The sequence below is a fragment of the Streptococcus oralis genome, from assembly GCF_003944215.1.
Lineage (GTDB): Bacteria > Bacillota > Bacilli > Lactobacillales > Streptococcaceae > Streptococcus > Streptococcus oralis_BI.
On sequence record NZ_RJVZ01000008.1, the window covers coordinates 48,721 to 72,555 of the forward strand.

The 23,835-nt window shown below is 42.2% G+C and carries 26 protein-coding genes; 2 read left to right on the plus strand and 24 right to left on the minus strand.

Annotation, left to right across the window (positions count from 1 at the left end; genetic code table 11):
- Positions 1-25 precede the first annotated feature (25 nt).
- The 11 genes from tehB to ybeY all read right to left on the minus strand — a co-directional run bounded on the left by tehB (position 26) and on the right by ybeY (position 8,656).
- Positions 26-886 (minus strand): SAM-dependent methyltransferase TehB, encoded by an 861-nt coding sequence (gene tehB / locus D8804_RS05870; RefSeq protein WP_084944475.1) that lies wholly within the window; start codon positions 884-886, stop codon positions 26-28.
- A 14-nt stretch (positions 887-900) separates the two neighbouring features.
- The gene (smpB, locus tag D8804_RS05875) at positions 901-1,368 is read right to left on the minus strand and encodes an SsrA-binding protein SmpB (protein ID WP_001051738.1); all 468 of its coding nucleotides are present in this window, start codon (positions 1,366-1,368) and stop codon (positions 901-903) included.
- On the minus strand, positions 1,331-3,685 hold the full coding sequence (gene rnr, locus D8804_RS05880; protein ID WP_125399128.1) for a ribonuclease R: 2,355 nt from the start codon (positions 3,683-3,685) through the stop codon (positions 1,331-1,333). Before rnr ends, smpB begins: the two co-directional genes overlap by 38 nt.
- Before the next feature lie 95 nt (positions 3,686-3,780).
- Positions 3,781-4,014, minus strand: a complete 234-nt coding sequence (gene secG, locus D8804_RS05885; RefSeq protein ID WP_000282517.1) for a preprotein translocase subunit SecG — start codon at positions 4,012-4,014, stop codon at positions 3,781-3,783.
- A 39-nt stretch (positions 4,015-4,053) separates the two neighbouring features.
- Positions 4,054-4,203, minus strand: a complete 150-nt coding sequence (gene rpmG / locus D8804_RS05890; protein WP_001809104.1) for a 50S ribosomal protein L33 — start codon at positions 4,201-4,203, stop codon at positions 4,054-4,056.
- Positions 4,203-5,402: a multidrug efflux MFS transporter gene (locus tag D8804_RS05895; RefSeq protein ID WP_125399129.1), complete on the minus strand. Its 1,200-nt coding sequence runs from the start codon at positions 5,400-5,402 to the stop codon at positions 4,203-4,205. Before D8804_RS05895 ends, rpmG begins: the two co-directional genes overlap by 1 nt.
- A complete protein-coding gene (gene coaE, locus D8804_RS05900; protein ID WP_125399130.1) occupies positions 5,389-5,994 on the minus strand; it encodes a dephospho-CoA kinase in 606 nt (201 codons plus the stop codon). The genes D8804_RS05895 and coaE overlap by 14 nt, the downstream gene beginning before the upstream one ends.
- Positions 5,994-6,818, minus strand: coding sequence for a DNA-formamidopyrimidine glycosylase (gene mutM, locus D8804_RS05905; protein WP_125399131.1), 825 nt, complete (start codon positions 6,816-6,818; stop codon positions 5,994-5,996). Before mutM ends, coaE begins: the two co-directional genes overlap by 1 nt.
- A gap of 48 nt (positions 6,819-6,866) precedes the next feature.
- A complete protein-coding gene (gene era / locus D8804_RS05910; protein WP_125399132.1) occupies positions 6,867-7,766 on the minus strand; it encodes a GTPase Era in 900 nt (299 codons plus the stop codon).
- A gap of 16 nt (positions 7,767-7,782) precedes the next feature.
- Positions 7,783-8,178, minus strand: coding sequence for a diacylglycerol kinase family protein (locus D8804_RS05915; protein ID WP_125399133.1), 396 nt, complete (start codon positions 8,176-8,178; stop codon positions 7,783-7,785).
- Positions 8,159-8,656 carry an rRNA maturation RNase YbeY gene (ybeY, locus tag D8804_RS05920; RefSeq protein WP_000275169.1) on the minus strand — a complete coding sequence of 166 codons (498 nt, stop codon included), beginning with the start codon at positions 8,654-8,656 and terminating at the stop codon, positions 8,159-8,161. Before ybeY ends, D8804_RS05915 begins: the two co-directional genes overlap by 20 nt.
- A 104-nt stretch (positions 8,657-8,760) precedes the next feature.
- Here ybeY and pavA point away from each other — a divergent pair, with 104 nt between their 5' ends.
- Positions 8,761-10,416, plus strand: coding sequence for an Rqc2 family fibronectin-binding protein PavA (gene pavA / locus D8804_RS05925; protein ID WP_125399134.1), 1,656 nt, complete (start codon positions 8,761-8,763; stop codon positions 10,414-10,416).
- Positions 10,417-10,616: 200 nt separating this feature from the next.
- Here the strand turns inward: pavA and D8804_RS05930 are convergent, their stop codons facing one another.
- From D8804_RS05930 to D8804_RS05980, 11 genes are all read right to left on the minus strand, one after another.
- Positions 10,617-11,348 carry an NAD-dependent protein deacylase gene (locus tag D8804_RS05930; protein WP_125399135.1) on the minus strand — a complete coding sequence of 244 codons (732 nt, stop codon included), beginning with the start codon at positions 11,346-11,348 and terminating at the stop codon, positions 10,617-10,619.
- A gap of 144 nt (positions 11,349-11,492) precedes the next feature.
- Entirely contained in the window at positions 11,493-12,203 is a 711-nt protein-coding gene (deoD, locus tag D8804_RS05935) for a purine-nucleoside phosphorylase (protein WP_125399136.1), read from the minus strand.
- Positions 12,204-12,870: 667 nt separating this feature from the next.
- Positions 12,871-13,581 carry a type 1 glutamine amidotransferase gene (locus D8804_RS05940; RefSeq protein ID WP_125399137.1) on the minus strand — a complete coding sequence of 237 codons (711 nt, stop codon included), beginning with the start codon at positions 13,579-13,581 and terminating at the stop codon, positions 12,871-12,873.
- Complete coding sequence (locus D8804_RS05945) at positions 13,578-14,813, minus strand: chloride channel protein (protein WP_185774039.1); 1,236 nt, start codon at positions 14,811-14,813, stop codon at positions 13,578-13,580. The genes D8804_RS05940 and D8804_RS05945 overlap by 4 nt, the downstream gene beginning before the upstream one ends.
- Positions 14,814-14,817: 4 nt before the next feature.
- Positions 14,818-15,627 carry a purine-nucleoside phosphorylase gene (locus D8804_RS05950; RefSeq protein ID WP_125399139.1) on the minus strand — a complete coding sequence of 270 codons (810 nt, stop codon included), beginning with the start codon at positions 15,625-15,627 and terminating at the stop codon, positions 14,818-14,820.
- Positions 15,624-16,184 carry a DUF1697 domain-containing protein gene (locus D8804_RS05955; protein ID WP_125399140.1) on the minus strand — a complete coding sequence of 187 codons (561 nt, stop codon included), beginning with the start codon at positions 16,182-16,184 and terminating at the stop codon, positions 15,624-15,626. Before D8804_RS05955 ends, D8804_RS05950 begins: the two co-directional genes overlap by 4 nt.
- Position 16,185: 1 nt before the next feature.
- On the minus strand, positions 16,186-17,397 hold the full coding sequence (locus tag D8804_RS05960) for a phosphopentomutase (protein WP_061427171.1): 1,212 nt from the start codon (positions 17,395-17,397) through the stop codon (positions 16,186-16,188).
- A 13-nt stretch (positions 17,398-17,410) separates the two neighbouring features.
- Complete coding sequence (gene rpiA, locus D8804_RS05965; RefSeq protein WP_125399141.1) at positions 17,411-18,094, minus strand: ribose-5-phosphate isomerase RpiA; 684 nt, start codon at positions 18,092-18,094, stop codon at positions 17,411-17,413.
- A gap of 105 nt (positions 18,095-18,199) precedes the next feature.
- The gene (locus tag D8804_RS05970; protein ID WP_084976323.1) at positions 18,200-19,129 is read right to left on the minus strand and encodes a peptidase U32 family protein; all 930 of its coding nucleotides are present in this window, start codon (positions 19,127-19,129) and stop codon (positions 18,200-18,202) included.
- A 124-nt stretch (positions 19,130-19,253) separates the two neighbouring features.
- Positions 19,254-19,934 (minus strand): ABC transporter ATP-binding protein, encoded by a 681-nt coding sequence (locus D8804_RS05975; protein WP_084976324.1) that lies wholly within the window; start codon positions 19,932-19,934, stop codon positions 19,254-19,256.
- 13 nt (positions 19,935-19,947) lie between these two features.
- Positions 19,948-21,003 (minus strand): ABC transporter permease, encoded by a 1,056-nt coding sequence (locus D8804_RS05980; protein WP_125399142.1) that lies wholly within the window; start codon positions 21,001-21,003, stop codon positions 19,948-19,950.
- Positions 21,004-21,388: 385 nt separating this feature from the next.
- Between D8804_RS05980 and D8804_RS05985 the strand changes: the two genes are divergently transcribed.
- Entirely contained in the window at positions 21,389-21,673 is a 285-nt protein-coding gene (locus D8804_RS05985; protein WP_125399143.1) for a DUF3270 domain-containing protein, read from the plus strand.
- 66 nt (positions 21,674-21,739) lie between these two features.
- On the opposite strand, the gene D8804_RS05990 is transcribed toward D8804_RS05985, so the two are convergent.
- Positions 21,740-23,077, minus strand: coding sequence for a sensor histidine kinase (locus tag D8804_RS05990; protein WP_125399144.1), 1,338 nt, complete (start codon positions 23,075-23,077; stop codon positions 21,740-21,742).
- Positions 23,067-23,741, minus strand: coding sequence for a two-component system response regulator CiaR (ciaR, locus tag D8804_RS05995; protein ID WP_000590630.1), 675 nt, complete (start codon positions 23,739-23,741; stop codon positions 23,067-23,069). Before ciaR ends, D8804_RS05990 begins: the two co-directional genes overlap by 11 nt.
- Between the last annotated feature and the right edge of the window lie 94 nt (positions 23,742-23,835).

Consider the following 23,835-nt stretch of genomic DNA (forward strand, 5'->3'; position numbering starts at 1 on the left):
GGTTTCTATTCGCTGGTATAGGTTTTTACTTGACTTTTTTAGCTAGCATAGTCGCAAAGCGTAGTTGAATGCGATTACCATTTTCATCACGACGGTGCAGATGTCCTGGGTTTTCATTGTACTTAATCAATTCCCAATCCTTGTAGTAGTCCGCCAACTCCCCTTCTTTAAAAGTGAATGGGAAGTTGATTGAGCAAGGATAATCCTCTGTATCCATGGCACAGACGATAAGATTGTAACCACCGACCGTGGTGTGCTCCTGCATATTTTGGATAATAGCTGGAATGCGGTTCGCTTGTAGGAACATCAGAACAACTGTTGAAACGATAAAATCATAGTCTTGGCTAACACTGGCAGAATTGATATCATAAAGTCCGACAGGCATGTCTAGATCCTCTTGTTCCACAATGCTTTGCAAGATTTCAAGGGACAATTCATTTTGATCCACAGCTGTCACATCAAAACCATTCTGTGCGAGAAAGAGAGAGTTACGCCCCTGACCACAACCCAAATCCAAGGCTCTTCCAGGTTTCACCGTCTGCATAGCCTCTAGGACCTCTGAATGGACTGGATTAGTCTGGTATTTCTTAGGGAAATAATCCTCAGGTTTACAATAAAATTCCAAGTACCACTCTACATCGTCTGTTGCAGCCTCTACTCGGTGCCAGGCTTGCGGTTGCGCCATGGGATTGTCAGCCCCTGCCTCAAAGAGGTGTTCAGCTAGAACCTCACCATCTTCAGTCAACTCAATAAACTTGAGAGCCCCTTTCAACACAGTAATTTTTCCCCAAGTGCCGACTTTAGTATTGTGCTTTTGCTGAACAGCTTCAGGCATGGTTTGTTTATTCCACAAGGGCATCCGTTTATAGGCAATTAATTTTTCCATTTTACTTCCTCTTCTTAACGCTGGTTGACAGCTTTCATCACACGCGCGATGTCGCGGTTTTGTTCACGACGCTTGATAGACTCCCGTTTGTCATAGTCATGTTTCCCTTTAGCAAGTCCTAAAAGGAGTTTAGCATAACCATCTTTAATATAGACTTTAAGGGGAACAAGGGTCATTCCTGTTCCTTTGGTTTCTTGTTCCAATTTTTGGATTTGCTTCTTATGGAGCAGGAGTTTGCGACGGCGTTCTGGCTCCTGATTCCAGATATTGCCCTCTTCGTAAGGAGCAATATGAACATTGCTCAACCAGACTTCCCCATTTTTTACTTGGGCAAAGCCATCCTTGAGATTGATTCTAGCCGCTCGAACACTCTTGATTTCCGTTCCTGTCAGGACTATTCCTGCCTCTAGTGTATCTACGATTGTATAGTCGTGGTGCGCTTTTTTATTTTGTGCGACGACCTTTCCCTCGCCCTTTGCCATGCTTGGCTCCTTTCTTAGCTACTTCTTTGTAAAATGGTTTCTTACCCTTTTTCTTTTTATCTTTAGAAGACGATTTGCGCTTATCATTAAAACGACCTTGTTTCTTCTTGTCTTCCTTCTTATCCGAACGACGACTTGAACTACGCCCTCTTTTTTTGCGATCAACTTGTTTCAAGCCTTTTTCAACGACATCAAACTCACTTGGGATATAAGAGAAGTCAATCTCACCTGTCGTCTTATCCGCTCTTTCAACGCGAATGCGAATCTGTTGCCCCACACGGAAGGTTATTCCTGACTTCTCTCCACGAAGAGTCAAATCACGCTCGTTGAAATGATAAAATTCAGGAAGATTGGTAATGTGAATCAAACCTTCGACTGTATTTGGTAATTCGACAAAGAGACCAAACTTGACAATGCTGGATACAACCGCATCGTACTCTTCGCCCACGTATTCTTCCATATACTCAGCCTTTTTCATGGCTTCGACTTCACGCTCTGCCTCGATGGCACGACGCTCACGATTGGAAGACTGGGTCGCAATCTCTGGAATCACTTGTTCAAAATGCTCTGCTATTTCCTTAGAACGCCCATAGTCGCGAATCATTCGATGGACTAGTAGGTCTGGATAACGGCGAATCGGACTGGTAAAGTGAGTGTAATAGTCCGCAGCAAGTCCATAGTGGCCGTGATTGTGCTCCGAATAACGAGCTTGTTGCATAGAACGGAGAAGCATCATAGATAATACATCCGCATATGGCTCTCCCTCAACAGCACGCATGATGTCTTGGAGGGCCTCCTGGCTAATCTCACTGGCAGTCCCATAAATGCGCAAGCCAAAACTGGAAGCATAATCAATAAACTTCTGAACTTTTTCAGCCTTGGGCTCCTCATGAATCCGATAGATAAAAGGTAGATCCATCTTGCTGAAGTGCTCGGCAACCGTTTCGTTGGCAATCAGCATGAAGGACTCAATCATGCGCTCAGCAACGCCGCGTTGACGAAGGACAATATCCACAGGCTTGCCTTTTTTATCCACCAAAATCTTAGCTTCGCTGGTATCAAAATTAAGGGCACCACGTTTCTCACGCATGCTTTCTAGAGTTTCATGGAGCTTGGCCATTAACTCGATACTAGGAACAATTTTCTTATACTCTTGTCTCTTTTCCTCATCGCCAGCCAGAATGTCATTGACAGCGCTATAGGTCATACGAAAACTTGTCTTGATAACCGTTTGTGTGATGGTGTAGTTGACTACATGACCATGCTTATCAATTTCCATAATGGCAGACTGGGTCAGGCGGTCAACTTGAGGATTGAGAGAGCAGATGCCGTTTGAAAGGCGTTCTGGTAGCATTGGCACTACTCGGTCTGTCACATAGACAGACGTCGCGCGGTTAAGGGCTTCCTTGTCAAGAGCAGAACCCTCAGTCACATAGTAGGAAACATCCGCGATGTGAACTCCGAGTTCGATATTGCCATTTTTCAAAGGCTTGATGTGAACTGCGTCGTCCAAGTCCTTGGCATCCGCACCGTCAATAGTAAATGTAAGCTCATCTCTCAAATCAAGACGCCCTTCCATATCCTTTTCTGTGGGAGCATCAGGCACACTTTCTGCTTCTTTTAAAACAGCCTCTGGAAATTCTGAAACAATATCCATGGACTCCAAGACTTCAAGGACATCAATCCCAGCATCAGTCGAGTGTCCCACCACGTCCAGCACACTAGCGACAAAGAAATCGTGTTTCTTACTTGGATATTTATCGATAAAGACCTTGAGAACTTCTGTTCCATCAAGTTTGAGGGCTGGTTTCTTAACATAGATGGGTTGGCTGACTTTCTGATTTTTTGAACGGATATAACCCGCATACTTGGGCTTTTCCTGATCTAGAACGATTTGGCCGACAACTGTTGTCAGACTATGCTCTAGGATATCGATAATTTTGGCTTCCGCCGCTGTTCCCTTGTTACGATCAGCGACTTTCTTGATGACAACCTCAACAGTATCGCCATCAATAGCATAGTTGACATCGTTTTTCCCTACAAAAAGGTCGTCCTCCTCGCCTTCCAGACTGACAAAGCCAAAGCCATTTTTATGGGCATGAAAAATCCCCTTGAGAGTAATCTCATGTTTCTTCTTTTGGTCCAGACATAAGCTACCATCTTCTCCAAATCGAATCTGGTGCTTTCTTTCCATCAGAGACAGGGTTTTAATCAACTCACGGAAATCCTTGGATCCATCCTTTCCGAGAGCCTGAGCCAGGTCATTTACCGTCACGCGCCCCTTCTCTTGCAAATATTCTTTAATTTTATCTTTCATGTTTTCTTTCTAGATTTTTATAATTTTTTTGATGGATAACTTTAGTAAACATTATTCAAAATAAAAATAGGCTAAGACCTAGTCTCGCCCATTTCTTATCTACTTGATAATACCGTCAATGCTAAGGCAATGGCTAGCCAGAAAAAGACTAAAATACCTGTCAAACGTTGCATCACAGCTTCAAAACCACGCGCTTTACTACGTTCAAACAAATCACCTGAGCTGGCATCAAATACATTGCTGGATTGGTTTTTAGTTGGTTGCATAAAAATCGCAATCACAATCACAACAGATAATACTAATAAAATGGTTAATAATAGGTTATACATATCAAACTCCTTAAAATCCCTATTATTTTACCATAAATTCTACTTAGATTCAAGATGTAGGGTTACTTTTCTTTCCTTGGGACAATACTTTAAAACTTCTATCTTGTCTGGATGGGTTTTGGAGTTCTTACTGGTTAGATAATTGATGCTGCCACAAGAGGAGCATTTGAGATTGATTTTTACTCGCACTAGATTTCCTTTACTTTTAATAACGATCTAAATTGAACTAAATTGAATAAACAACTGAGAGCTACACAGGCTGCTGTAGCATAAAAAACAGAGTGGTAGCCGAATTGCCCTGCTACTGCTGAACCAGTCATGGGACCAACAACACCTCCAAGATAGAAAAAGACTTGGTTAAATGCAAAAATCCTTGAAATGCCTACTTTGGGAGTCATCTTACTAAGTAATGCATTGACACCCGGTATGAGAGCGCCCGTTCCCAAACCAAAGAGAAAACGGTACAAGCCAAGTTGAAGGGGGCTGGTCGCATGGGCACAAAGAAGGTAAATGATGACAGAATAAATCTGCGCTGCAACTAAAAGCCTATGATTTCCTAGTTTATCACCAAGCCTTCCCATCACTCCAGCACTCATCATGCTAGAAAATCCCATACTAGATACAATCAAGCCTGATACAAAGAGGAGATTTTCGGATTGTCCTAAGTCCCGCACATAGAGAGCCAGAATTGGTCCAATTGATTGAGCTGAAAATTGAATGACAAAACTAGTTAAAAACAGATTAATCAAAAGATGAGAGTGCTTGATTGAACCGAACAACTCCTTTGTTGGTATTGCTTTCTCCTTAGCTACTGGTTGAAAATCTTCCTTGATAAAGAAAATGGTTAGGATTGCAGCTAAAAATAGGAAAGCACCCACCAATAAAAAGACATTCCGAATTCCAAAAATTTCAGCAATCAAACCACCTACAAAGGGGCCAGTTAGGGTTCCAGCTACTACTCCAGTTGATAAAGTCCCCAAAGCATAGCCAGACTTATCCTTGGGGACTTGACTGGCTATTAAAGCTGTCGCATTCGGTACGAAACCTGTAAATACGCCATTTAGTAATCTAAGAAAGATTAACCAATAGATATTCGGCACGAATGCCAAACCTCCCATAGTGATGGTCATGGCAAGGCCAGCTCGAATCATCATGGGTTTACGACCGTACTTGTCAGCAAGAATACCCCAGATAGGAGAAATCAAAGCTGCTGAAACAGCCGAAACTGAGATGGCTAATCCAGCATAGAAAGCAACTTGGTCACTCTCGATTCCCAACTGCTCTACAAAGATAGGCATAAAAGGGACGACCAAGGAAATACTGGCTCCCGTTAGAAAACTACCGAACCAGGCGACACGAAGATTATCTTTCCAACTAATCCCTTGCACAGCTATCGCCTCCTTCAAGTAACTTCACTACTTGCCCCACAAGCTGGTCACGACTGCCATTATTATCTAATATATGACTCGCCAATTTTTTCTTTTCTTCTAAAGACCACTGAGCTGCCAGACGGGACTCTGCTACTTCCTTAGAAAGATGATCCCGTTTCATGAAACGTTCTAATTGGATATCATAGTCCACATAGACCAGCCACGTTTCATCAAACCAGTTGGCATATCCCTGTTCAAAAAGTAGGGGAATATCCATAAAAAAGATAGCTTCTGTCTGGGCTAACTGATCTCGCAATGTTGCCAGTTCCTCACGAATAATCTCTCCTTGTGTTTGCTTAGACCATTCCCGCTCTTCAGTTTTTGAAAAGATGAGACTAGCTAGGAGAGGGCGATTGAGTTCTCCATTTTCTAAGAGAATTTCCTGTCCAAAGTGCTGAACTAAGACCTGATACAGACGGCCTCCCCGTCTCTGTAGCTGGTGAACAACTGCGTCAGCATCCACCACTTGAAAACCTTTCTCTCTTAGGAAATTTGTCACAGTTGATTTACCTGAAGCAATTCCTCCTGTGATTCCGATGATTTTTCCCATCAGTCCCTCCTTTGACACTGAGGACAAAAATGAGTTCCTCGTCCACCGAGCTGGAATTTCTCAATCACTGTCCCACAGCGCGAACATGCTTGTCCAGTCTTATCATAGACCTGATGAAAATCCTGCATGGTTCCGTCTTCGCCAAAGGCATTGGTATAGGTTCGAATGGTTGATCCGCCTTTTTCAACAGCCTGTCCCAAAACAGCAATGGTCTGGTCATGAATGGCTGTCGCTTCTGCTACTGTCAAAGTTTGGGAAGCTCTAGCTGGATGGACCTGAGCCCGCCAGAGAACCTCATCCACATAGATATTTCCAAGACCAGCGACCAAGGTTTGGTCTAGGAGATGGGATTTGATAGGCTTTTTAGACTTGGATAGAGCAACTTGAAAGGACTGCAAATCAAAATCCTTCTCTCTTGGCTCAGGGCCCAGTTTTTTAGAAACAAAGTAAGCTTCCAAAAGGTCTGGTGCCAGCAGTTCCATGGTGCCAAACTTGCGCACATCCTCATATACAAGAGTGCCACCATCTTCAAACTGGAAAAAAACATGGGCATGCTTGCGTTCAGGAACCTGGTCCGGATAGTAAAAATACTTGCCCTCCATCCGCAAATGAGAAATCAAGACCTTGTCTGTTAGGTAGAAAAGCAAATATTTGCCACGACGTCCCATTGACTCAACAACTTGACCAGGCACTTCCTTTCGAAATTGGTCCAAATCCGTTTTAATCATCTTGGGATAGCGAATCTCTAGGCTAGAAATCTTCTTTCCCAAAATCAATTTTTCTAAGCCACGACGAACCGTTTCAACCTCAGGTAATTCAGGCATAAATCCTCCTTCTGTAAAAACAAGAAGCAGGCATGAGCCCACCTCTATTTAGTATTCTTTTTCATTATAGCCAAAATCGGCTAAGTCTAGCTTTTTGTCACGCCAGTTTTTCTTGACCTTGACCCAGGTTTCTAGGAAAACCTTGTCCCCTAGCATGAGTTCGATATCACGACGAGCCATAGTTCCAATTTTCTTGAGCATAGCGCCACCTTTTCCGATGATAATCCCTTTTTGACTATCACGTTCCACCATGATGGTTGCACGGATATGAATCTTGTCAGACTCCTCATCACGCTTCATAGAGTCAACTACTACGGCAACTGAGTGAGGAATTTCTTCACGAGTTAGGTGCAAGACCTTCTCACGAATCATTTCTGAAACTAGGAATCGCTCTGGGTGGTCTGTGATTTGATCAGCTGGGAAATACTGGAAACCTTCCTCAAGATTTTCACTAAGGATGTCAATTAGACGAGAAACGTTATTTCCCTGAAGGGCTGAAATTGGGACAATCTCCTTAAAGTCCATTTGATTACGGAAGTCATCAATCTGAGCCAGAAGTTGGTCTGGGTGGACCTTGTCAATCTTATTCACCACTAGAATCACAGGAACCTTGGCAGCTTTCAGACGCTCGATAATCATATCGTCACCCTTACCACGTGGCTCGTCAGCTGGCACCATAAAAAGAACGGTATCCACTTCACGCAGAGTACTGTAGGCAGATTCCACCATGAAATCCCCAAGAGCCGTCTTAGGTTTGTGAATTCCTGGCGTGTCGATAAAGACGATTTGCTCCTTATCCGTGGTGTAAATCCCCATGATTTTATTGCGCGTTGTTTGCGCCTTGTCACTCATGATAGCAATCTTTTGCCCCATGACGTGATTCAAAAAGGTTGACTTCCCAACATTGGGACGTCCTAAAATGGCTACAAAGCCTGATTTAAATGTCATAATTTCCTCTTACTGTTTAAAATAATAAATCCCAAATGCGTGGGAGAAAGATAAGTGCACCTGTCACCGCAGCAAAAAGAGAGACTACAAGCACGGCACCTGCTGCCATGTCCTTGGCTTTCTTTGCCAACATAGAAAAGTGATAGTGACTGGCTAAATCCACCACATTTTCAATAGCAGAGTTCATAATTTCAAACGCTACTACTAAGAAAATGCTCATTAGGAGAAAGAGCCATTCGATTCGTGACACCTGAAAAGCAAAACCTGCAAGGATGACTACTAGAGCCGTCACTGCATGTTTTCGCATATTGCGTTCTTCCTTGATAGCAGTCAAAATCCCTGTGATGGCAAATTCTAAACTGGATACCAGGTCACGATTTTTCCATTTTCGTTTATTGTCTTGTGAGTCCATAGGCTGTTAAAATTTCTTCTTGTAAACCGAACATCTCCGCTTCTTCTTCCGGAGTGTAGTGATCATAGCCGTTAATGTGTAAAAAGCCGTGTACTGCCAAGAAGCCCATCTCACGCTCAAAGCTGTGGCCATATTCCTCAGCCTGCTCATGCGCTTTATCGATAGAGATGAAAAGCTCCCCAATATAGGCATCAAACTCAGACATCATTTCTGCCAATTCTGGATTTTCAAGCAAATCCTCTTCGTCAAAGGCAATATCCAACTCTGGCTTATACTCAAGGCTGATGACATCCGTCGGACGATCGGTATCACGGTACTCGAGATTGAGTTCGTGGCTACGCTCATTGGTCACAAAAGTTACTGCCATCTCCTTGTCTTCTTTCCCTATTTTTTGGGCTGCAAATTCCAAAATTTCTTGGGTTTGTTGCAAGATTTCTTGTGAAACTTGACCAGTTTCATCTACCATTTCAATATACATGTACTTCTCGATTCTCTTTACTTGGCTTTATTATACCATATTTCCATGATTTTATTCTACCTTTTTGATATAATACTATGGAATACAATCACAAGGAGAGAACGATGTCATTTGACGGATTTTTTTTACACCACATGGTTGAGGAATTGCGAAGAGAGTTGGTCAATGGTCGCATTCAGAAAATCAATCAGCCTTTTGAACAAGAGTTGGTCTTGCAAATCCGCAGCAATCGCCAGAGTCATCGCCTGCTCCTTTCTGCCCATCCAGTTTTTGCGCGCATTCAGCTGACCCGAACGACTTTTGAAAATCCAGCCCAACCTTCTACTTTTATCATGGTTTTGAGAAAGTATTTACAAGGTGCCCTGATTGAGTCAATTGAGCAAGTCGAAAATGACCGTATCGTAGAGATCACCGTTTCCAATAAAAACGAAATTGGGGATCATATTCAGGCTACCTTGATTATCGAAATCATGGGAAAACACAGTAATATGCTACTGGTCGATAAAAGTAGTCATAAAATCCTCGAAGTCATCAAACACGTTGGTTTTTCACAAAACAGCTACCGCACCTTGCTCCCAGGGTCAAGCTATATCGCTCCACCAAGCACGGAATCTCTCAATCCTTTTACTGTCAAGGATGAAAAGCTCTTTGAAATCCTTCAAACCCAAGAGCTAACAGCAAAAAATCTTCAAAGCCTCTTTCAAGGTCTAGGACGCGATACGGCAAACGAATTGGAAAGGCTCTTAGTCAGTGATAAACTGTCTACTTTCCGAAACTTCTTCGGGCAAGAAACCAAGCCTTACCTAACAGAGATTTCTTTCAGCCCAGTTCCTTTTGCGAATCGTGTAGGAGAGCCTTTTACCAGTCTTTCTGACTTGCTGGACACCTACTATAAGGACAAGGCTGAACGGGACCGCGTTAAACAGCAAGCCAGTAATCTGATTCGCCGTGTTGAAAATGAACTTCAGAAAAATCGATATAAGCTTAAAAAACAAGAAAAAGAGTTACTAGCGACAGACAATGCTGAGGAATTTCGTCAAAAAGGAGAATTGCTGACAACCTTCCTCCACCAAGTGCCCAATGACCAAGACCAGGTTATCTTAGACAACTACTACACCAATCAACCTATCACCATTGCGCTGGATAAGGCCTTGACTCCCAGCCAGAATGCCCAACGCTATTTTAAACGTTACCAGAAACTCAAAGAAGCCGTCAAATACTTGACTGAGTTGATTGAAGAAACCAAGGCAACTATTCTTTATCTTGAAAGCGTGGAGACCGTCCTCAATCAAGCTAGACTAGAGGAAATCGCTGAAATACGTGAAGAATTAATCCAAACAGGCTTCATTAGAAGACGCCAACGTGAAAAAATCCAGAAACGCAAAAAACCTGAACAATATCTGGCGAGCGATGGCAAGACCATCATCTATGTCGGACGCAATAACCTGCAAAACGAGGAACTAACCTTTAAAATGGCCCGCAAGGAAGAACTTTGGTTCCATGCCAAGGATATTCCTGGAAGCCATGTCGTCATCTCAGGCAATCTCAATCCTTCTGACGAAGTCAAGACAGACGCAGCAGAACTGGCTGCCTACTTCTCCAAAGGGCGCTTGTCAAATCTCGTGCAAGTGGATATGATTGAAGTTAAAAAACTCAACAAACCAACTGGTGGAAAACCCGGTTTTGTAACCTATACCGGACAAAAGACCCTCCGCGTTACACCAGACCCAGAAAAAATCGCATCCATGAAAAAATCCTGATTCAACTTGAAATCAGGATTTTCTATTACAATTTTAGTCTGCAATCAAGGTTTCCAAACCAACCTTCATCATATCGGTGAAGGTATTTTGATTTTCTCAGCCATTTTTTAGTAACTCTTAAAGAGCGAGATTGTGGTCAATAAATGAGATAGTTTTCTCTTTCAAGTAACAAGGTTTTGTTGCTATCTTCTAAAATTCTTTTATTGTCTCAATTTCGAAAATACTTTTCCTATCTTGCCTTCAATGACCAATGTAGCTTGGCTGTCTTGTGGAGTACTGGTTTTATTGATAACGACCAGATTTGTCCCAGAAAAATAGTTTACTAGGCTAGCTGCAGGATAAACAACCAAGGAAGTCCCACCAATAATCAGCAAGTCAGCTTGCCGAATAGTTTGTGCAGCCTGGCTAAAGACATCCATGTCAAGCGATTCTTCATACAAGGTCACGTCAGGCTTGACCACCTTACCACAATCTAAGCAGTGGGGAACCAGTCCCTCGAGGGCCAGAAAAGCAGTTAAGTCATAGAAACGTTGACAACCTAAGCAGTAATTTCGGTCCGCGCTCCCATGCAATTTAAAGACCTTTTGGGAGCCTGCCATTTCATGAAGACTATCAATATTTTGTGTCACAACAGCCTTTAGCTTGCCTGTCTTTTCCAAAGCAGCTAGATAAGTATGAGCAGCATTAGGCTTGGCTTCTGGATAAATCAGGTATTTCTTATAAAAGTCAAAAAAATCTTCTGGATAGCGCTCAAACATGGTCCGAGAAACGAGTTGCTCTGCCGTAAAATGACGGCCTAACTGATGACTATAAACACCATCTGAACTACGAAAATCTGGGATATTAGACTCGGTTGACACTCCTGCCCCTCCGAAAAAGACTATTCTGTGGCTTTTATCAATCAAATCTTGTAATAGTTCTATTTTATCCATCACATCTCTCCTTAAGCTGGGTTCTAAAAAAGTTGAAAATCAATAGTTGGATTTTCAACTCTTTCTTTATCATTGCTTAGATATTGAAAATAAATCACTTACAACAGTTCTTGTAACTAATGTAATTGAAAATCTATTCTCTGATTACTCTGCAATCAAGGTTTCCAATGCGCCCTTCATCATATCAGTGAAGGTATTTTGGCGTTCTTCTGCAGTAGTGTCTTCATCTGGATTGACCAAGCTATCAGAAATGGTCATGATAGCAAGTGCATCAACGTGGTGTTGGGCAGCAAGATAATAAAGAGCTGCTGCTTCCATCTCCACAGCCTTGACTCCCCATTTACCAAGCTCGATGTTTTTTTCAAAGTAGTTTGAGTAAAAGACATCTGAAGACAAGACGTTCCCAACGTGGGTTGTCATACCGAGTTCTTTGGCGATATGGTAGGCCTTGTCTAGCAAGTCAAAACTTGCAATCTGTGGAAAATCATACTGTGGCCAGTCGTTGCGGATGATGTTTGAGTTGGTTGCAGCAGCCTGTGCCAAGACCAATTCACGGACGTGAACATCTTCATTCAAAGAACCAGCAGTTCCCACACGAATCAATTTCTTCACACCGTAATCCACAATCAACTCACGCGCGTAGATCGAAATGGATGGCATCCCCATCCCAGTTCCCATGACAGATACACGATGCCCCTTGTAAGTACCAGTGTAGCCAAACATGTTACGCACTTCGTTAAAACAAACAGCATCTTCAAGGAAATTCTCCGCAATAAACTTAGCACGAAGAGGATCCCCCGGAAGAAGAATTTTATCAGCAATTTCACCCTGCTTAGCAGCAATATGGATAGACATAATTTATAATACAAAGAGCGACAAGAAAACGACTGAAAATTAGGAATCTGACAAGAAATCCTGATTTCTCAATCAGATTATCTATTTTCCGAGTTTTCCGCTCGTGTTCAAATTAGAACACCTTGCTCTACCTTTCTTTATTGTATATTTAGGATAGCGACAGAGAACAAAGTAAAAATAGGAAACTGACGAAGCATCGTAGATGCTAGACAGTTTATCTTTTTTACATAGTTCTCCGCCCGTATTCAGTTCAGTGAATACAGTTAACCCATCCTTTCTTTATTCTAAAAGTGATACTACGAAAGATACCAAACCCGTCAAAAAGCGAAGAGGAAATAGGAGTTGGGTGCAATGAGCGATGCTCGCTAGACCAACTATCTTTTTCCCACTGCTTTTAGGGAGGGTTCAATTCCTTTCTTTCTTAATTTTGATGACAAATAGGAGAACAGCACGGATTCAATTCAAACCCAAACTACCTACCTTTCAATTTTTTTTAGAAAAGTTTTCCGCTCGTGTTCAAATCTGAACATCTCGCTCTACCTTTCTTTTTATATATTATATAAAGTTTAAAGAGGGGTAGTATTAAATACTTACTACACCTTTTGATTTCATAGTAAGATGATTCCAAGTTCTCTTCCAAAGTTGGAATCCCGCCTTTCTGTAGTTCCTAGTTTACCAACGAATCTAAAAATGCATACAGTTTTGCATTCATTTCAGAGTAATCGTTTCCACGTAATTCTTCTGGTGTTTGAACAAAAGATAACTTTTCACTTTGCTCTCTTAATTGCTCCTCACCATCCGCAGTAATTAAGAGTTCTACTACTTCGGGATCAAATTCCAAATGGGCCTGAAATGCATAATGCTTCGGACTAAAGCGAATAATTTGGCGTGGACAACCTTGACTCGTCGCAAGAACAACAGCATCCTCTGTCAGCCCTGGCATATCACCGTGCCAGTGGCCGATTTCTAAGGTTTCTCCGAACAAGCTGACATGAGGATCTGTTAGGCCTTGCATCGTCAATGTCACAGGATAAACGCCGATCTCGCGCTCTGGACTATGTTCATACTTCGCACCATAGGCAACAGACAGGAGCTGCGCACCAAGACAGACACCAACAATATAAATATCTGCAGCAATCGCTTCTTTCATAAAAGCAAGCTCAGCCTTAGGGTCATAGTATGGGAAGTTTTCTCTATCCTCATCAGGAGATTGGGGACCACCCATGACAATCAGAAAATCAATCCCGTCAATTGTTTCAGGAAGAGGTTCTTTTTCGTAAACTTTTGTTGATGTAATGTGATGCCCTCGTGCCAGAGCCCATTTTAGATAAGCACCTGGAACCTCAAATGTTTCATGCAGTACAAAATGTACCTTCATTGTTTCTTCTCCCATCTCTTTCGAATTACGTAAGACATTCCTGCCGCTAGTACAAGCGGTATTGTCAAACTCCAATCCTGACCTGCAAATCCAAGACTTAGGGCAATAGCCGTCAGAGGAGCTTGTAAGGTCGTCCCTAAAAAGACTGTTGCTCCTAGTAACATTCCTAGAGCTGGATCCAGATGGACGCCAACTACTGTCAAAAGCAAGGTCACTAAGTAACCAGCCCCAATCCCCAAGGCAAATGATGGTGTCAAGGTTCCCCCATAGGCACCATTGTGTAAGAGGAGATAAACCAGAAGCCCTTTCATTGCAAGAGCCAGTGGAAGATAGGGAACCGGCTGGCGAGATAACAAGGCTTGCGCTAGTACCTGACCATTTCCCATAAAGATAGGGAAAAAGGATACAAGGCTCCCCAACACTAGAAAGACTAGAGGAAGAGCCCAAAGGATCGTCTCATCCTTGCACCGTTTGCGATTAGCTTGCTTGGCTAAGGATCGAAAAACCAGTGCTAGAGGAGTGACCAATAACGCAATCAGCATAGCCTGTAGAAAACTGCTGAGCGACCATGAAACTGCAGACAGGTGATAGAGGACATCATGACCAACAATAGGCTGAACAATCCAATTTGCCAAATAGGTACTTGCCAAAACTAGCAGAATATTTTGCCAACTATAAGCAAGTCCTAAGGTCTCAAAGACGAACAAGCTACTGGCAAAGGGAACCTGATAGACCGCAGCTAAACCAGCTCCTGCTCCACATGCAATTAAGACTTTTCGCTCTTTTACAGTTAGGAAAAATGCTTTCGCCAAGCGACCACCTATAAGAGCACCAACCTCGCGTGGAGCAGCTTCTTTTCCGACCGAAGCCCCCGCTCCAACAATCACGATCTGCATGACTGCATGAAGTAGGTGGGGCAAAGGAACCGGATCTGTATTTCCAACTAAGTCGATTTGCTTTCGAATAGACTGAAGCTTATAACGTCTCTGTAAGACATACCAGAATCCTGCTGCCAAGCACCCTGTCACACACAAGACGAGGAATCTACGGAGACCTCCAGCTTCTTGGAATTGTTGGAGCAAATCTGAGCTAGCTTGGCCAAAAGCGAGCCATTGCACACTTTCTAGTAAATAATGGCAAGCAATTCCGACCAGACCCGTCCCTATTCCCAATGATAGAGTGGCTAGAAGTAGCCTCAGTCCGTAGGGCAGGCTTTGGAGTCGTGCTTTCATAGGATTAGAGTTCAGCAAGAATCACTTTAAGCAAGCCTTTGAAGTCGCCTTTAACACGTTCAGTCACTTCTACAACTTCTTCGTGGTTGAGTTCTTCTTGGAAGCCAGCAGCATGGTTAGTAATACATGAAATACCGAGAACTTTCAAACCTGAGTGAGCTGCAACAATAACTTCAGGAACTGTAGACATACCAACTGCATCTGCTCCCAATGTCTTATAAGCACGAATCTCTGCTGGGGTTTCATAAGTCGGACCTGTTACACCAATATAGACACCTTCATCAAGCTTGATACCAAGTTTCTTGGCCACTTCATGGGCAGTAGCACGATATTCTGGAGTGTAGGCTTTAGACATATCTGGGAAACGTGGACCAAAATCATCCAAGTTTTCACCCATCAATGGGTTTTGCCCCGTCATATTGATATGGTCTGAGATAGCCATCAAGGTACCAGGACCAAATCCAATACCTCCAGCTGCATTAGTTACAATGACACCTTCACATCCGAGAACTTTCATCACACGTACTGGGAAAGTCACGATTTCGAGAGGATTTCCTTCGTAGAAATGGAAACGACCTTGAAGAGCCAAGACCTTGCGCCCTGCAAGGTCACCATATACCAATTTCCCAGCGTGACCGACTACTGTCGAACGACCCCAGTTTGGAATGTCTGCATAGTCTACTACAACTGGATTCTCGATTTCTTCCGCCAACTCTCCAAGTCCTGATCCAAGGATTAAACCAAACTCGGGAGCTTGGATTCCCTTGTCTTTCAGGAAAGTAGCTGTTTCCTTGATCTTATCTAAAAATGTCATTCTGTGTCTCCTTTATTATTTTTTAGCATTTGACCGATTTTGTCAAAGGTTTTGCCATTGCGAATGGTGATGTTGCGATAGAAAGGCATCTTGAGCAAGTGCTTGTGATAGGCAGTTGCATAGTAGGATTCTTCAGAGAATTTCCCCCAAAAAATCCCAAGTCTTCCAAAATGAACCACTTCATCTTTCAGTTCCAAACTTTCAACTTTCTCAATGACTTGATCCACATCCAAGCTCTCCGTGTAAAAGAGGACATCCTTTCGTGCTAAATCTTTGGTCCACCAATCTGGCAGATTCTTCAGCTCTGCTTCATAATCTTCCTGACTCAGCAAAGAAAAGCTCTGAATAAATGGATAATGGACTTCAAAGAAAGCCTCTAACTTTTCAACCAATTGGGCTTTGGGATCTGTCGAAGTAAAGAAAATATTGCCACTGTTGATGTAGGTTTCAATTTTTTCCAGTCCCAACTCTGTCAATTCTTGACGAAGTTGCGACATAACAACCTTATTCTTCCCACCGACATTAATGCCCCTTACTAGTAAAGCATAGCGTGTCATCTTATACCAATTTATCTAAGAAACTTTCCCCAATCATGGCAGTTTCAACACCAAAGTTATCCGCAACTGTCGCTGAGATATCTGCAAAATGTCCAACTGGAATAACACCATTTCCCTTAAAAGCAGGGCTATAGGCCAACAATGGAATATATTCACGAGTGTGGTCAGTTCCAGCATAGGTTGGGTCATTTCCATGGTCAGCAGTAATCAAGAGAAGGTCGTTCTCTCTCATGGCTGCGATAATTTCAGGCAAGCGTTCATCAAACTCATGCAAGCAATCACGGTAACCATGAGCATTGCGGCGGTGCCCATAAAGGGCATCAAAGTCAACCAAGTTTGTGAAGGAGAATCCTTTTTCAAATTCAGCAAGTCCCATGGTTTTCAATAGTGTGTCAATTCCGTGGCTGTTTGACTTGTTGTGGCCCATGTCATGATTGATACCAGCGCCATTAAAGATATCGTTGATTTTACCAACAGCGTAAGTATCGATGCCAGCTTCGTTCAATTTATCCAAAACAGTTGGTGCAAATGGAGATACTGCCAAGTCACGACGATTTGCTGTACGAGTGAAATTACCTGGCTCACCAACATATGGACGGGCAATGATACGACCTAGAAGAGCAGGGCGATCAAGGGTAATCGAACGAGCGTATTCACAGATACGGTACAATTCATCCAAAGGAATAATGTCTTCGTGGGCAGCAATTTGCAAAACAGGGTCAGCTGAAGTATAGATAATCAACTCCCCAGTTTCCATCTGACGAGGTCCGAAATCATCGATAACAGCTGTACCTGAGTAAGGTTTGTTGGCTTCACGAATGACCTTGCGTCCTGAAAATTCTTCAATCTTTGTCAAGATTTCTTCTGGGAATCCGTTCCAGAAAGTATCGAAAGGCTCGGTAATGTTGAGTCCCATGATTTCCCAGTGACCAGTCATGGTATCCTTACCAAGGGATACTTCTTCCAATTTTGTTGCATATCCTGTTGGATTGCTTTCAGCTGGTACAGTCTTTAGAGGCGTTTCGCGAGGAATATTTCCTAGACCGATTTTAGCCATGTTTGGCACATTCAAACCAACTGTTTTTGAAATGTGTCCCAGTGTGTCAGAAGCTCCATCTGGAACTCCTGCATTGACAAAGTTATTAGCATCTGGTGCAGCACCAATTCCTACAGAATCCAGTACCACCAAGTGAATCCGATTAAATTTTGACATAGTGTGTCTCCTTTTATTTCCCTTTTGTTGAAGTTAAAATCTGAACTCCATCTCGTCCCGCTACGATGACCTTATCCACCATTTGGTTGAATAAACCGTGCTCTACGACACCAACGACATGGTCCAACTCTTGCCCGAAGGCAATTGGATCTTCAATGACATCCAAGGCTAGATCAATGATAAAGTTCTGCATATCGGTCACAAAACGTTGGCCGTCTTTTTCACGGAAACTTGGCTTGTAGCCAGCTCGCTCAAACCGACGAAAGACCTGTTCTGCACCATACTGAACGACTTCCACAGGCAATTTAAAAGCACCTAGTTTCTCGACCAGTTTGCTTTCATCCACCACCCAAATGTATTCTTTTGAGGGCGTTGCGACAACCTTCTCCATCAGAAGGGCACCACCACCGCCTTTGATCCCGTTGAACTGGCTATCTACTTCATCCGCTCCATCGACTGTCACATCGACAAAGTCCACTTGATCAATCGACTTGAGCGGGATGTTAAGACCTTCAGCCTGTTTACTGGTCACACTGGAAGTCGTTACAGCAGTAATCTGCAAACCTTCTTCCTTAATCCGACGACCGATTTCTTCTACGAAATAGTAGGCAGTTGTTCCAGTACCGAGTCCAACAACCATACCATCCTTGATAAACTCAGCAGCCTTGATACCTGCCATCTTTTTCAGATTCTCCACTTAAACACCTCCATTAAAGAGCTACTTTTATTATAACATGTATCCGTTTTTATTTCATGAATACACTTGAAAAACCCGAACATTTTTATTTCGGGTTTTGGTGTCCTATTTAACCATATCTGGATCGTAATCATAGAATCCTGTGTCGAGGAAACGGTTTTTAGGGTGTAACTTGCGCACTTCCTCATCTAACAAGAAGGCTTGGTCATGGCTGAAATTCCCCTCTTGGATCAAGCCACGCGCTTGAATAAAGAGTTTAGCAATTTCTACAAAATTCTGACCTGGGGTGTAAAGTCCCTCAAGTTTCCAGTGAGTAAAACCATGCTCGACCAATTCTGTCAATTTGGTCATCAAATCAAGGTCATTGTTGGCAAAGATGTGGGTACCATGATTGTCCTCAAAGATGGAATAATGGCTTTCTGGGTCACTCGGCTCTGCCAAGAAGAGGTCACGGTTACGTGTCTTTTCATCATCGATGTGCGTGAAGTTATAGTAGTTTTGCAAGAGCGGACGCTTAGAATGGTGAATGACACTAGCTCCATAAACCAATACTTCAGCAGGAATTTCCAAAATCTCTGGCATCTTGAAGAGTTCAGCAGATGGAATTTCACGCGCCAAAACAGCCTCAGAGGCGCCTGCCTTTTGACCCCAGAAGTTAATCTGACGACTGCTTGTCACCATGGTTGAAGCATCGTAAATGGTTTTAAAGGAATAGCCATCACGGTTTACCACGTAAAAGACACCTGCGTCCCCAACAGTAATATAGTCTATCTTGATTTCTTCCAAGAAGTCTAGGAAAGGCTTGATACGGTCCATCATATCTTGGTGCATGAGGGCATTAACCGCGACAATCAACTCTTTACCAGCCTCATGAACAATATTAGCGATGGTGCGTAACTCTTCATAACTAAAAGTCGTTGGCAGACGAAGGCCAAAATCTTTCTCACCGACGTAGATACGGTCTACGCCAGCTTCGAGTAGTTGTTCAACTTGTTCAATACTTTCAGCAGTTGCTGTAATAATAATCTTTTCCATAAGGAAGATTATACCACATTTCTCAAAAATCAGCTATGAATACTAGGAGTTTTATAAAAAGTCAAAGCCATTTTTAAAGCTTTCAATCAAAAAGTGAACAGTAACTTGTACCATTCACTCTATTTTATGCATGTGTTTCTTCAACTAGGTGGCCATCGTTCATGACATAAATACGGTCAACCTTATCAAGAAGACGAGTGTCATGCGTAATCATAACAACTCCTCTGCCTTGTTCATGGGCAATGGCAGCCAACATTTCCGTTACTTGGTAAGCACGCTCGGTATCTAGACTGGCTGTCGGCTCATCTGCAAGCACAATGCTTGGATTGTTATAGAGCGCTCTAGCAATGGCCGCGCGTTGACGTTCGCCACCAGATAGAGCCTTGGGATAATGATCTTGGACCTTTTCCAAATCCAACAACTCAAAGAGCTCTTTTCGGTCACTTTTACTATTTTTTCCCTTATCCAGTCTGTCAATCAAATCCAGCTGTTCCTTGACCGTTAGAAAAGGAATTAAGTTTGAAGCCTGGAGAATGAAGCCAAACTCTCTAAAACGGAGGTCTGTTTTTTCCTTCTCCGTCAAACTGCCTGTTTCCTTCCCCTTTACTAGAATCTTTCCACTCGATGCTTCCTGAAGTTGTCCTAGAGTTGTTAGAAAGGTCGTCTTTCCAGATCCCGAAGGTCCAACGATAGCCACGAACTCTCCAGCATTTAGCTGAAAATTCGTCTCATGCAGGGCTACGACTTTCATCTTTCCTTCCCCGTAAGTTTTTGTCACTTGATTCATTTCAATCAATGCTGTCATACTATTCTCCTTATCACTCTGCAATCGCAGTAATCGGGTCCACCTTTAGCAAGCGTGGAAGTGAAATGACACCACCTAGAAGGGCCATCAAGCAAATTACCAAACTTAGGATAGTGTAGGCTATCCAACTTGGGTAGAAAAAGAAGGTAGCTGGTAAGACTAAAATCACTCCACCAATAGCCAGCAAGGCTAAAGCAATTCCCATACCAGACAAAAGGAAGATTTGACAGAACAGAGACCATACAATGGTTTTGATTTGTATTCCCTGAGCTCGCATTATTCCATAAAGTCCTAGTTTTTGGATGGTAATGATATAAACAAAAATACCCACAATCAAGCCTGTGATAACAATCATAGCAAGAATCATTCCTGAAAATACATTAACCTGAGGAGTGTAACCAGGAATTTTCGATATCATTTTTGGAATGGAAATCTGTTTCAGTCCGTCGCCAGTCACTTCTATGTCATTTTTCAATACCAAGGCAGAGATGGAACGATTGGCCTTCAAGGTTCCTTGTAAGGTCCAATAAGTTGTCAGACTCGTAAAGACAACAGGCTCGGTGAAAAACTTATTTCCTTGAGTCAGGCCTACAATCTTGTAACTTGCCTCGCTTCCATTGAGCTGAATGGCATCACCTAGATTCATCCCATAGTTCTCAAAAGACTGATCCACGACAACCTCATCATCCCCTTCTGGGTAACGACCCTCCGTTAAACTAGGAGAGATAAAAGAGTCCCAGTCTTGAGCAAAGATGGAAACGTTGATCTTTTCACTACCATCGACTAGATTGGTTACAGCGAACATATAGCCCAATGGAGCAGCCTCTTCAGAATTCTTATCCTTGTAGTCCTTTTCAGGAATAAAGGATGCTGTCAAATTATCATTTGCGTAGTCGGATAAAACCACACCCGTTGCTTGCCAATTATCAATAGCGGCTCGGTTGTTACGTACAAGACCAAGAGCTAAACTGGTCATAAAAAAGACCATAAAAGCGATAAGAAAAATAGTAGTTAGAATCAAACTATATCGAAGTTTGTTTCGTACTATTTCTTTGATAGCAAGATACATGTTTATCTCCTTTAACTTTTCCCCAGAGGTAGCAAAATGCTACCCAGTCCAATAGACAGAATCTCTGTCTTATCATCCATTCAAAACAACTCCTACCAATACTCTTCAAAAGTATCAAGGTAGCAACTCAACAAATCATCTTAGTAAAAAGCCTCAGCTTGCTATCAATTTATATAAGTTATCCTTTCCTTTCTCAGTATATTTATAATAGAGAAGGTTAGGTCATCTGTTTTAAGTGTGACATCCATGCTATCACTTTCTCTAGTGGGTGTCAAGAAGAGTGACTTAGAAGATGATAAGAGACTTTAGTAGTTTTGTAACCATTCTGTAACAATTCTCTGCATAAAAAATGATAAAATAGTTAGGTACTGTTAAGGAGAGAATCATGCCCGCAAGAAAACTAGAAGCTTATGAGTTTGAACAAGCTCCCGAATCGAAACAAACTCCGCTTTATCAAGATTATACACCTGAAGCCCCTGTTGGCTCTAACCTAAAAGAGATTTTATTTTTTGTAAATATCGCTTGTTTCTGTATTTTTATGGCACTTTTTAGCTTTATCTTTTTAGCCTTAAAATTAAATACAGCTTTATCATTTATCGCTGCCATGGGAACAAGCTTCGCACTTTTACAACTTCAACGAAAGATGATTAAACGAAAACTTTCAAAATAGATGTTGGTACTACTACCAACCTCTTTTCTTGTTATCTAAAAAGACAGTTTCTCAAAACTGTCTTTTTTATTTATTCTTACGTTTGGAAGGAGATTGGATGGCAATTTTAACTTCAAAAATCGTTCCTCTAGGTCTGTTATCTTTCACGCTAATCGTTCCTCGTAAGGCATCTACAATCTGCTTGGCCAGAGATAGTCCTAGGCCAAAGCCACCTTTCTGACGAGTTCTTGCCTTGTCTACACGGTAAAAACGGTCAAAGATTTTCTTCTTATTGGCATCTGAGATTCCAATCCCATTATCTGTTACTGTAAGATAGAGGTGACGATCTGTAGCATGAACTACAAACTCAATCTTGCCATCTTCTTCGGTATACTTGATAGCATTATCAAACAAGATGGTCATGAGTTGTTTTAAGAGCAACTGATCGGTCATGAATGGGCGATAAACTCGATTTTCATAGTCAAAAACACGATCATTTTCAGAAGCAATCAACTCATAGTTGGCAAAGGTTGTTTTAAAGAATTGTGGAGAAACTTCTGCTATTTCTGGTTTGATTCCATCATCTCGACGTGCAAGGTTGAGAAGATTGGTCGTGAGGAAGCGCATGTTGCGAACTTCTTCAAGACTGGAAGCAATACTTTCGCTGGATTCCATGATTGTTGCCTCTGGTTTTCGAAAGAGATTCTCTAAACGATTTTGTAAAACGGCCAAAGGCGTTCTCAGTTCGTGACTTGCATTTTCAACAAAGGACTTCTGCTTTTGCATACTTTCCAGTAAGGGTTTAACACTGACACGTGCCAGGTAAACACTGGCAATTAAAGACAGGAGCCAGAAACTAGCCATCACTACAACAATTAAATGCTCGTGGTTTTGACTGATTTGCTCAAGCTGGCTGGTATTGATTAAAACCGCCGCATATTTGACGTTGCTTGAAACAGTGGACGAATTTGTTTCCATCAAGATCATCCGGTAGGTTTCTTCCTGACCGTAGCTATTGACAACTTGGATTTGCCGAATATGATTTAACTCTTTCTTGTCCAGCTTGATCTTGTCCAAGCCTAGAAAACGATTGCCCAGTAAGAGTTGGTTAAAATCCTTGTCAAAGAGCAAGACTTCAGTATTGGAGCTAACATTGGGCTTGATTTCAGCCTTACTGGCATCCGCTGTTGCTGGTTGAATACCCTTGACTTCCTCAGTTGCCCGATTAAGGGCTAACTGGATGACAGCTTGAGGACTACTACTAAGGGCTTGTAGTTTTTCATCTACAGAAGTGTAGAGACTCGAATGCATGACCTGAAGGATAATCAAGGTCATAGCAGAGAAAATCAGGGTGAACACTCCGAAGTTTCGAATGAAATAGCTGAAATCATCCGCATACCATGTTTTTTTTAGTTTATTGAACATCTTTTAAAATATACCCGACACTACGCAAGGTTTGAAGATTTTCAGCAAAGGCTGTACCTTTCAATTTCTTACGAACTTTTGAAACATAGACTTCCACAACGGAAATAGTCGTATCGCTATCAAATCCCCATAGACGGTCAAAAATTTGTGTCTTGGGAAGAATGACATTTTGATTTTGAAGGAAGTAAACCAATAACTCAAACTCTTTTCCGAGTAGTTCTACAGGAGTATCTTCCACTTTCACTTCATTCGTTGAAAGGTTGACGACAATATCCCCATAGGTCAAGGTATTTTCGTTAAACTTGCCTGAACGTTTGAGAAGGGCTTGGATCCGCATTTTGAGTTCTTCTAGGTAGAAGGGTTTGGTGAGGTAGTCATCCGCTCCCAACTCAAATCCATGTCCCTTATCATCCAAACTCTCTTTAGCAGTCATGATAAGGACTGGTGTCGTAATTCCTTTTTCACGCAATTCTTTCAAAACTTGGAAACCATTTTTTTCAGGCAACATCAGATCAAGTAGAATCAAGTCATAAACGCCACTTTCTGCTTCGTAGAGACCTTCTTCTCCATCAAAGACCTGCATGACATCTGCAAAATCATCTAAAAAGTCAAATACTGAGTTTGACAGGCCTAGATCATCTTCTACTAATAAGATTTTTATCATCAGAAACTCCTCCTTGTTACGATTATTATACCAAAATTGCCTTAAAAAAAACTCAACTCTCTCTTGTTTTCAGATAGAAAGTTGAGTTTTTATT

Excerpts from the sequence above, each read along its gene's own strand:
- pavA (WP_125399134.1), top strand. The coding sequence starts at position 8,761 with ATGTCATTTGACGGATTTTTTTTACACCACATGGTTGAGGAATTGCGA.
- coaE (WP_125399130.1), bottom strand. The coding sequence starts at position 5,994 with ATGGGAAAAATCATCGGAATCACAGGAGGAATTGCTTCAGGTAAATCA.
- ybeY (WP_000275169.1), bottom strand. The coding sequence starts at position 8,656 with ATGTATATTGAAATGGTAGATGAAACTGGTCAAGTTTCACAAGAAATC.
- secG (WP_000282517.1), bottom strand. The coding sequence starts at position 4,014 with ATGTATAACCTATTATTAACCATTTTATTAGTATTATCTGTTGTGATT.
- mutM (WP_125399131.1), bottom strand. The coding sequence starts at position 6,818 with ATGCCTGAATTACCTGAGGTTGAAACGGTTCGTCGTGGCTTAGAAAAA.
- smpB (WP_001051738.1), bottom strand. The coding sequence starts at position 1,368 with ATGGCAAAGGGCGAGGGAAAGGTCGTCGCACAAAATAAAAAAGCGCAC.
- D8804_RS05975 (WP_084976324.1), bottom strand. The coding sequence starts at position 19,934 with ATGACAGCATTGATTGAAATGAATCAAGTGACAAAAACTTACGGGGAA.
- D8804_RS05955 (WP_125399140.1), bottom strand. The coding sequence starts at position 16,184 with ATGACACGCTATGCTTTACTAGTAAGGGGCATTAATGTCGGTGGGAAG.
- D8804_RS05970 (WP_084976323.1), bottom strand. The coding sequence starts at position 19,129 with ATGGAAAAGATTATTATTACAGCAACTGCTGAAAGTATTGAACAAGTT.
- D8804_RS05915 (WP_125399133.1), bottom strand. The coding sequence starts at position 8,178 with ATGGACTCACAAGACAATAAACGAAAATGGAAAAATCGTGACCTGGTA.
- D8804_RS05930 (WP_125399135.1), bottom strand. The coding sequence starts at position 11,348 with ATGGATAAAATAGAACTATTACAAGATTTGATTGATAAAAGCCACAGA.
- deoD (WP_125399136.1), bottom strand. The coding sequence starts at position 12,203 with ATGTCTATCCATATTGCTGCTAAGCAGGGTGAAATTGCTGATAAAATT.
- ciaR (WP_000590630.1), bottom strand. The coding sequence starts at position 23,741 with ATGATAAAAATCTTATTAGTAGAAGATGATCTAGGCCTGTCAAACTCA.
- D8804_RS05960 (WP_061427171.1), bottom strand. The coding sequence starts at position 17,397 with ATGTCAAAATTTAATCGGATTCACTTGGTGGTACTGGATTCTGTAGGA.
- D8804_RS05990 (WP_125399144.1), bottom strand. The coding sequence starts at position 23,077 with ATGTTCAATAAACTAAAAAAAACATGGTATGCGGATGATTTCAGCTAT.
- era (WP_125399132.1), bottom strand. The coding sequence starts at position 7,766 with ATGACATTTAAATCAGGCTTTGTAGCCATTTTAGGACGTCCCAATGTT.
- D8804_RS05945 (WP_185774039.1), bottom strand. The coding sequence starts at position 14,813 with ATGAAAGCACGACTCCAAAGCCTGCCCTACGGACTGAGGCTACTTCTA.
- D8804_RS05980 (WP_125399142.1), bottom strand. The coding sequence starts at position 21,003 with ATGTATCTTGCTATCAAAGAAATAGTACGAAACAAACTTCGATATAGT.
- D8804_RS05985 (WP_125399143.1), top strand. The coding sequence starts at position 21,389 with ATGCCCGCAAGAAAACTAGAAGCTTATGAGTTTGAACAAGCTCCCGAA.
- D8804_RS05950 (WP_125399139.1), bottom strand. The coding sequence starts at position 15,627 with ATGACATTTTTAGATAAGATCAAGGAAACAGCTACTTTCCTGAAAGAC.
- rnr (WP_125399128.1), bottom strand. The coding sequence starts at position 3,685 with ATGAAAGATAAAATTAAAGAATATTTGCAAGAGAAGGGGCGCGTGACG.
- D8804_RS05940 (WP_125399137.1), bottom strand. The coding sequence starts at position 13,581 with ATGAAGGTACATTTTGTACTGCATGAAACATTTGAGGTTCCAGGTGCT.
- tehB (WP_084944475.1), bottom strand. The coding sequence starts at position 886 with ATGGAAAAATTAATTGCCTATAAACGGATGCCCTTGTGGAATAAACAA.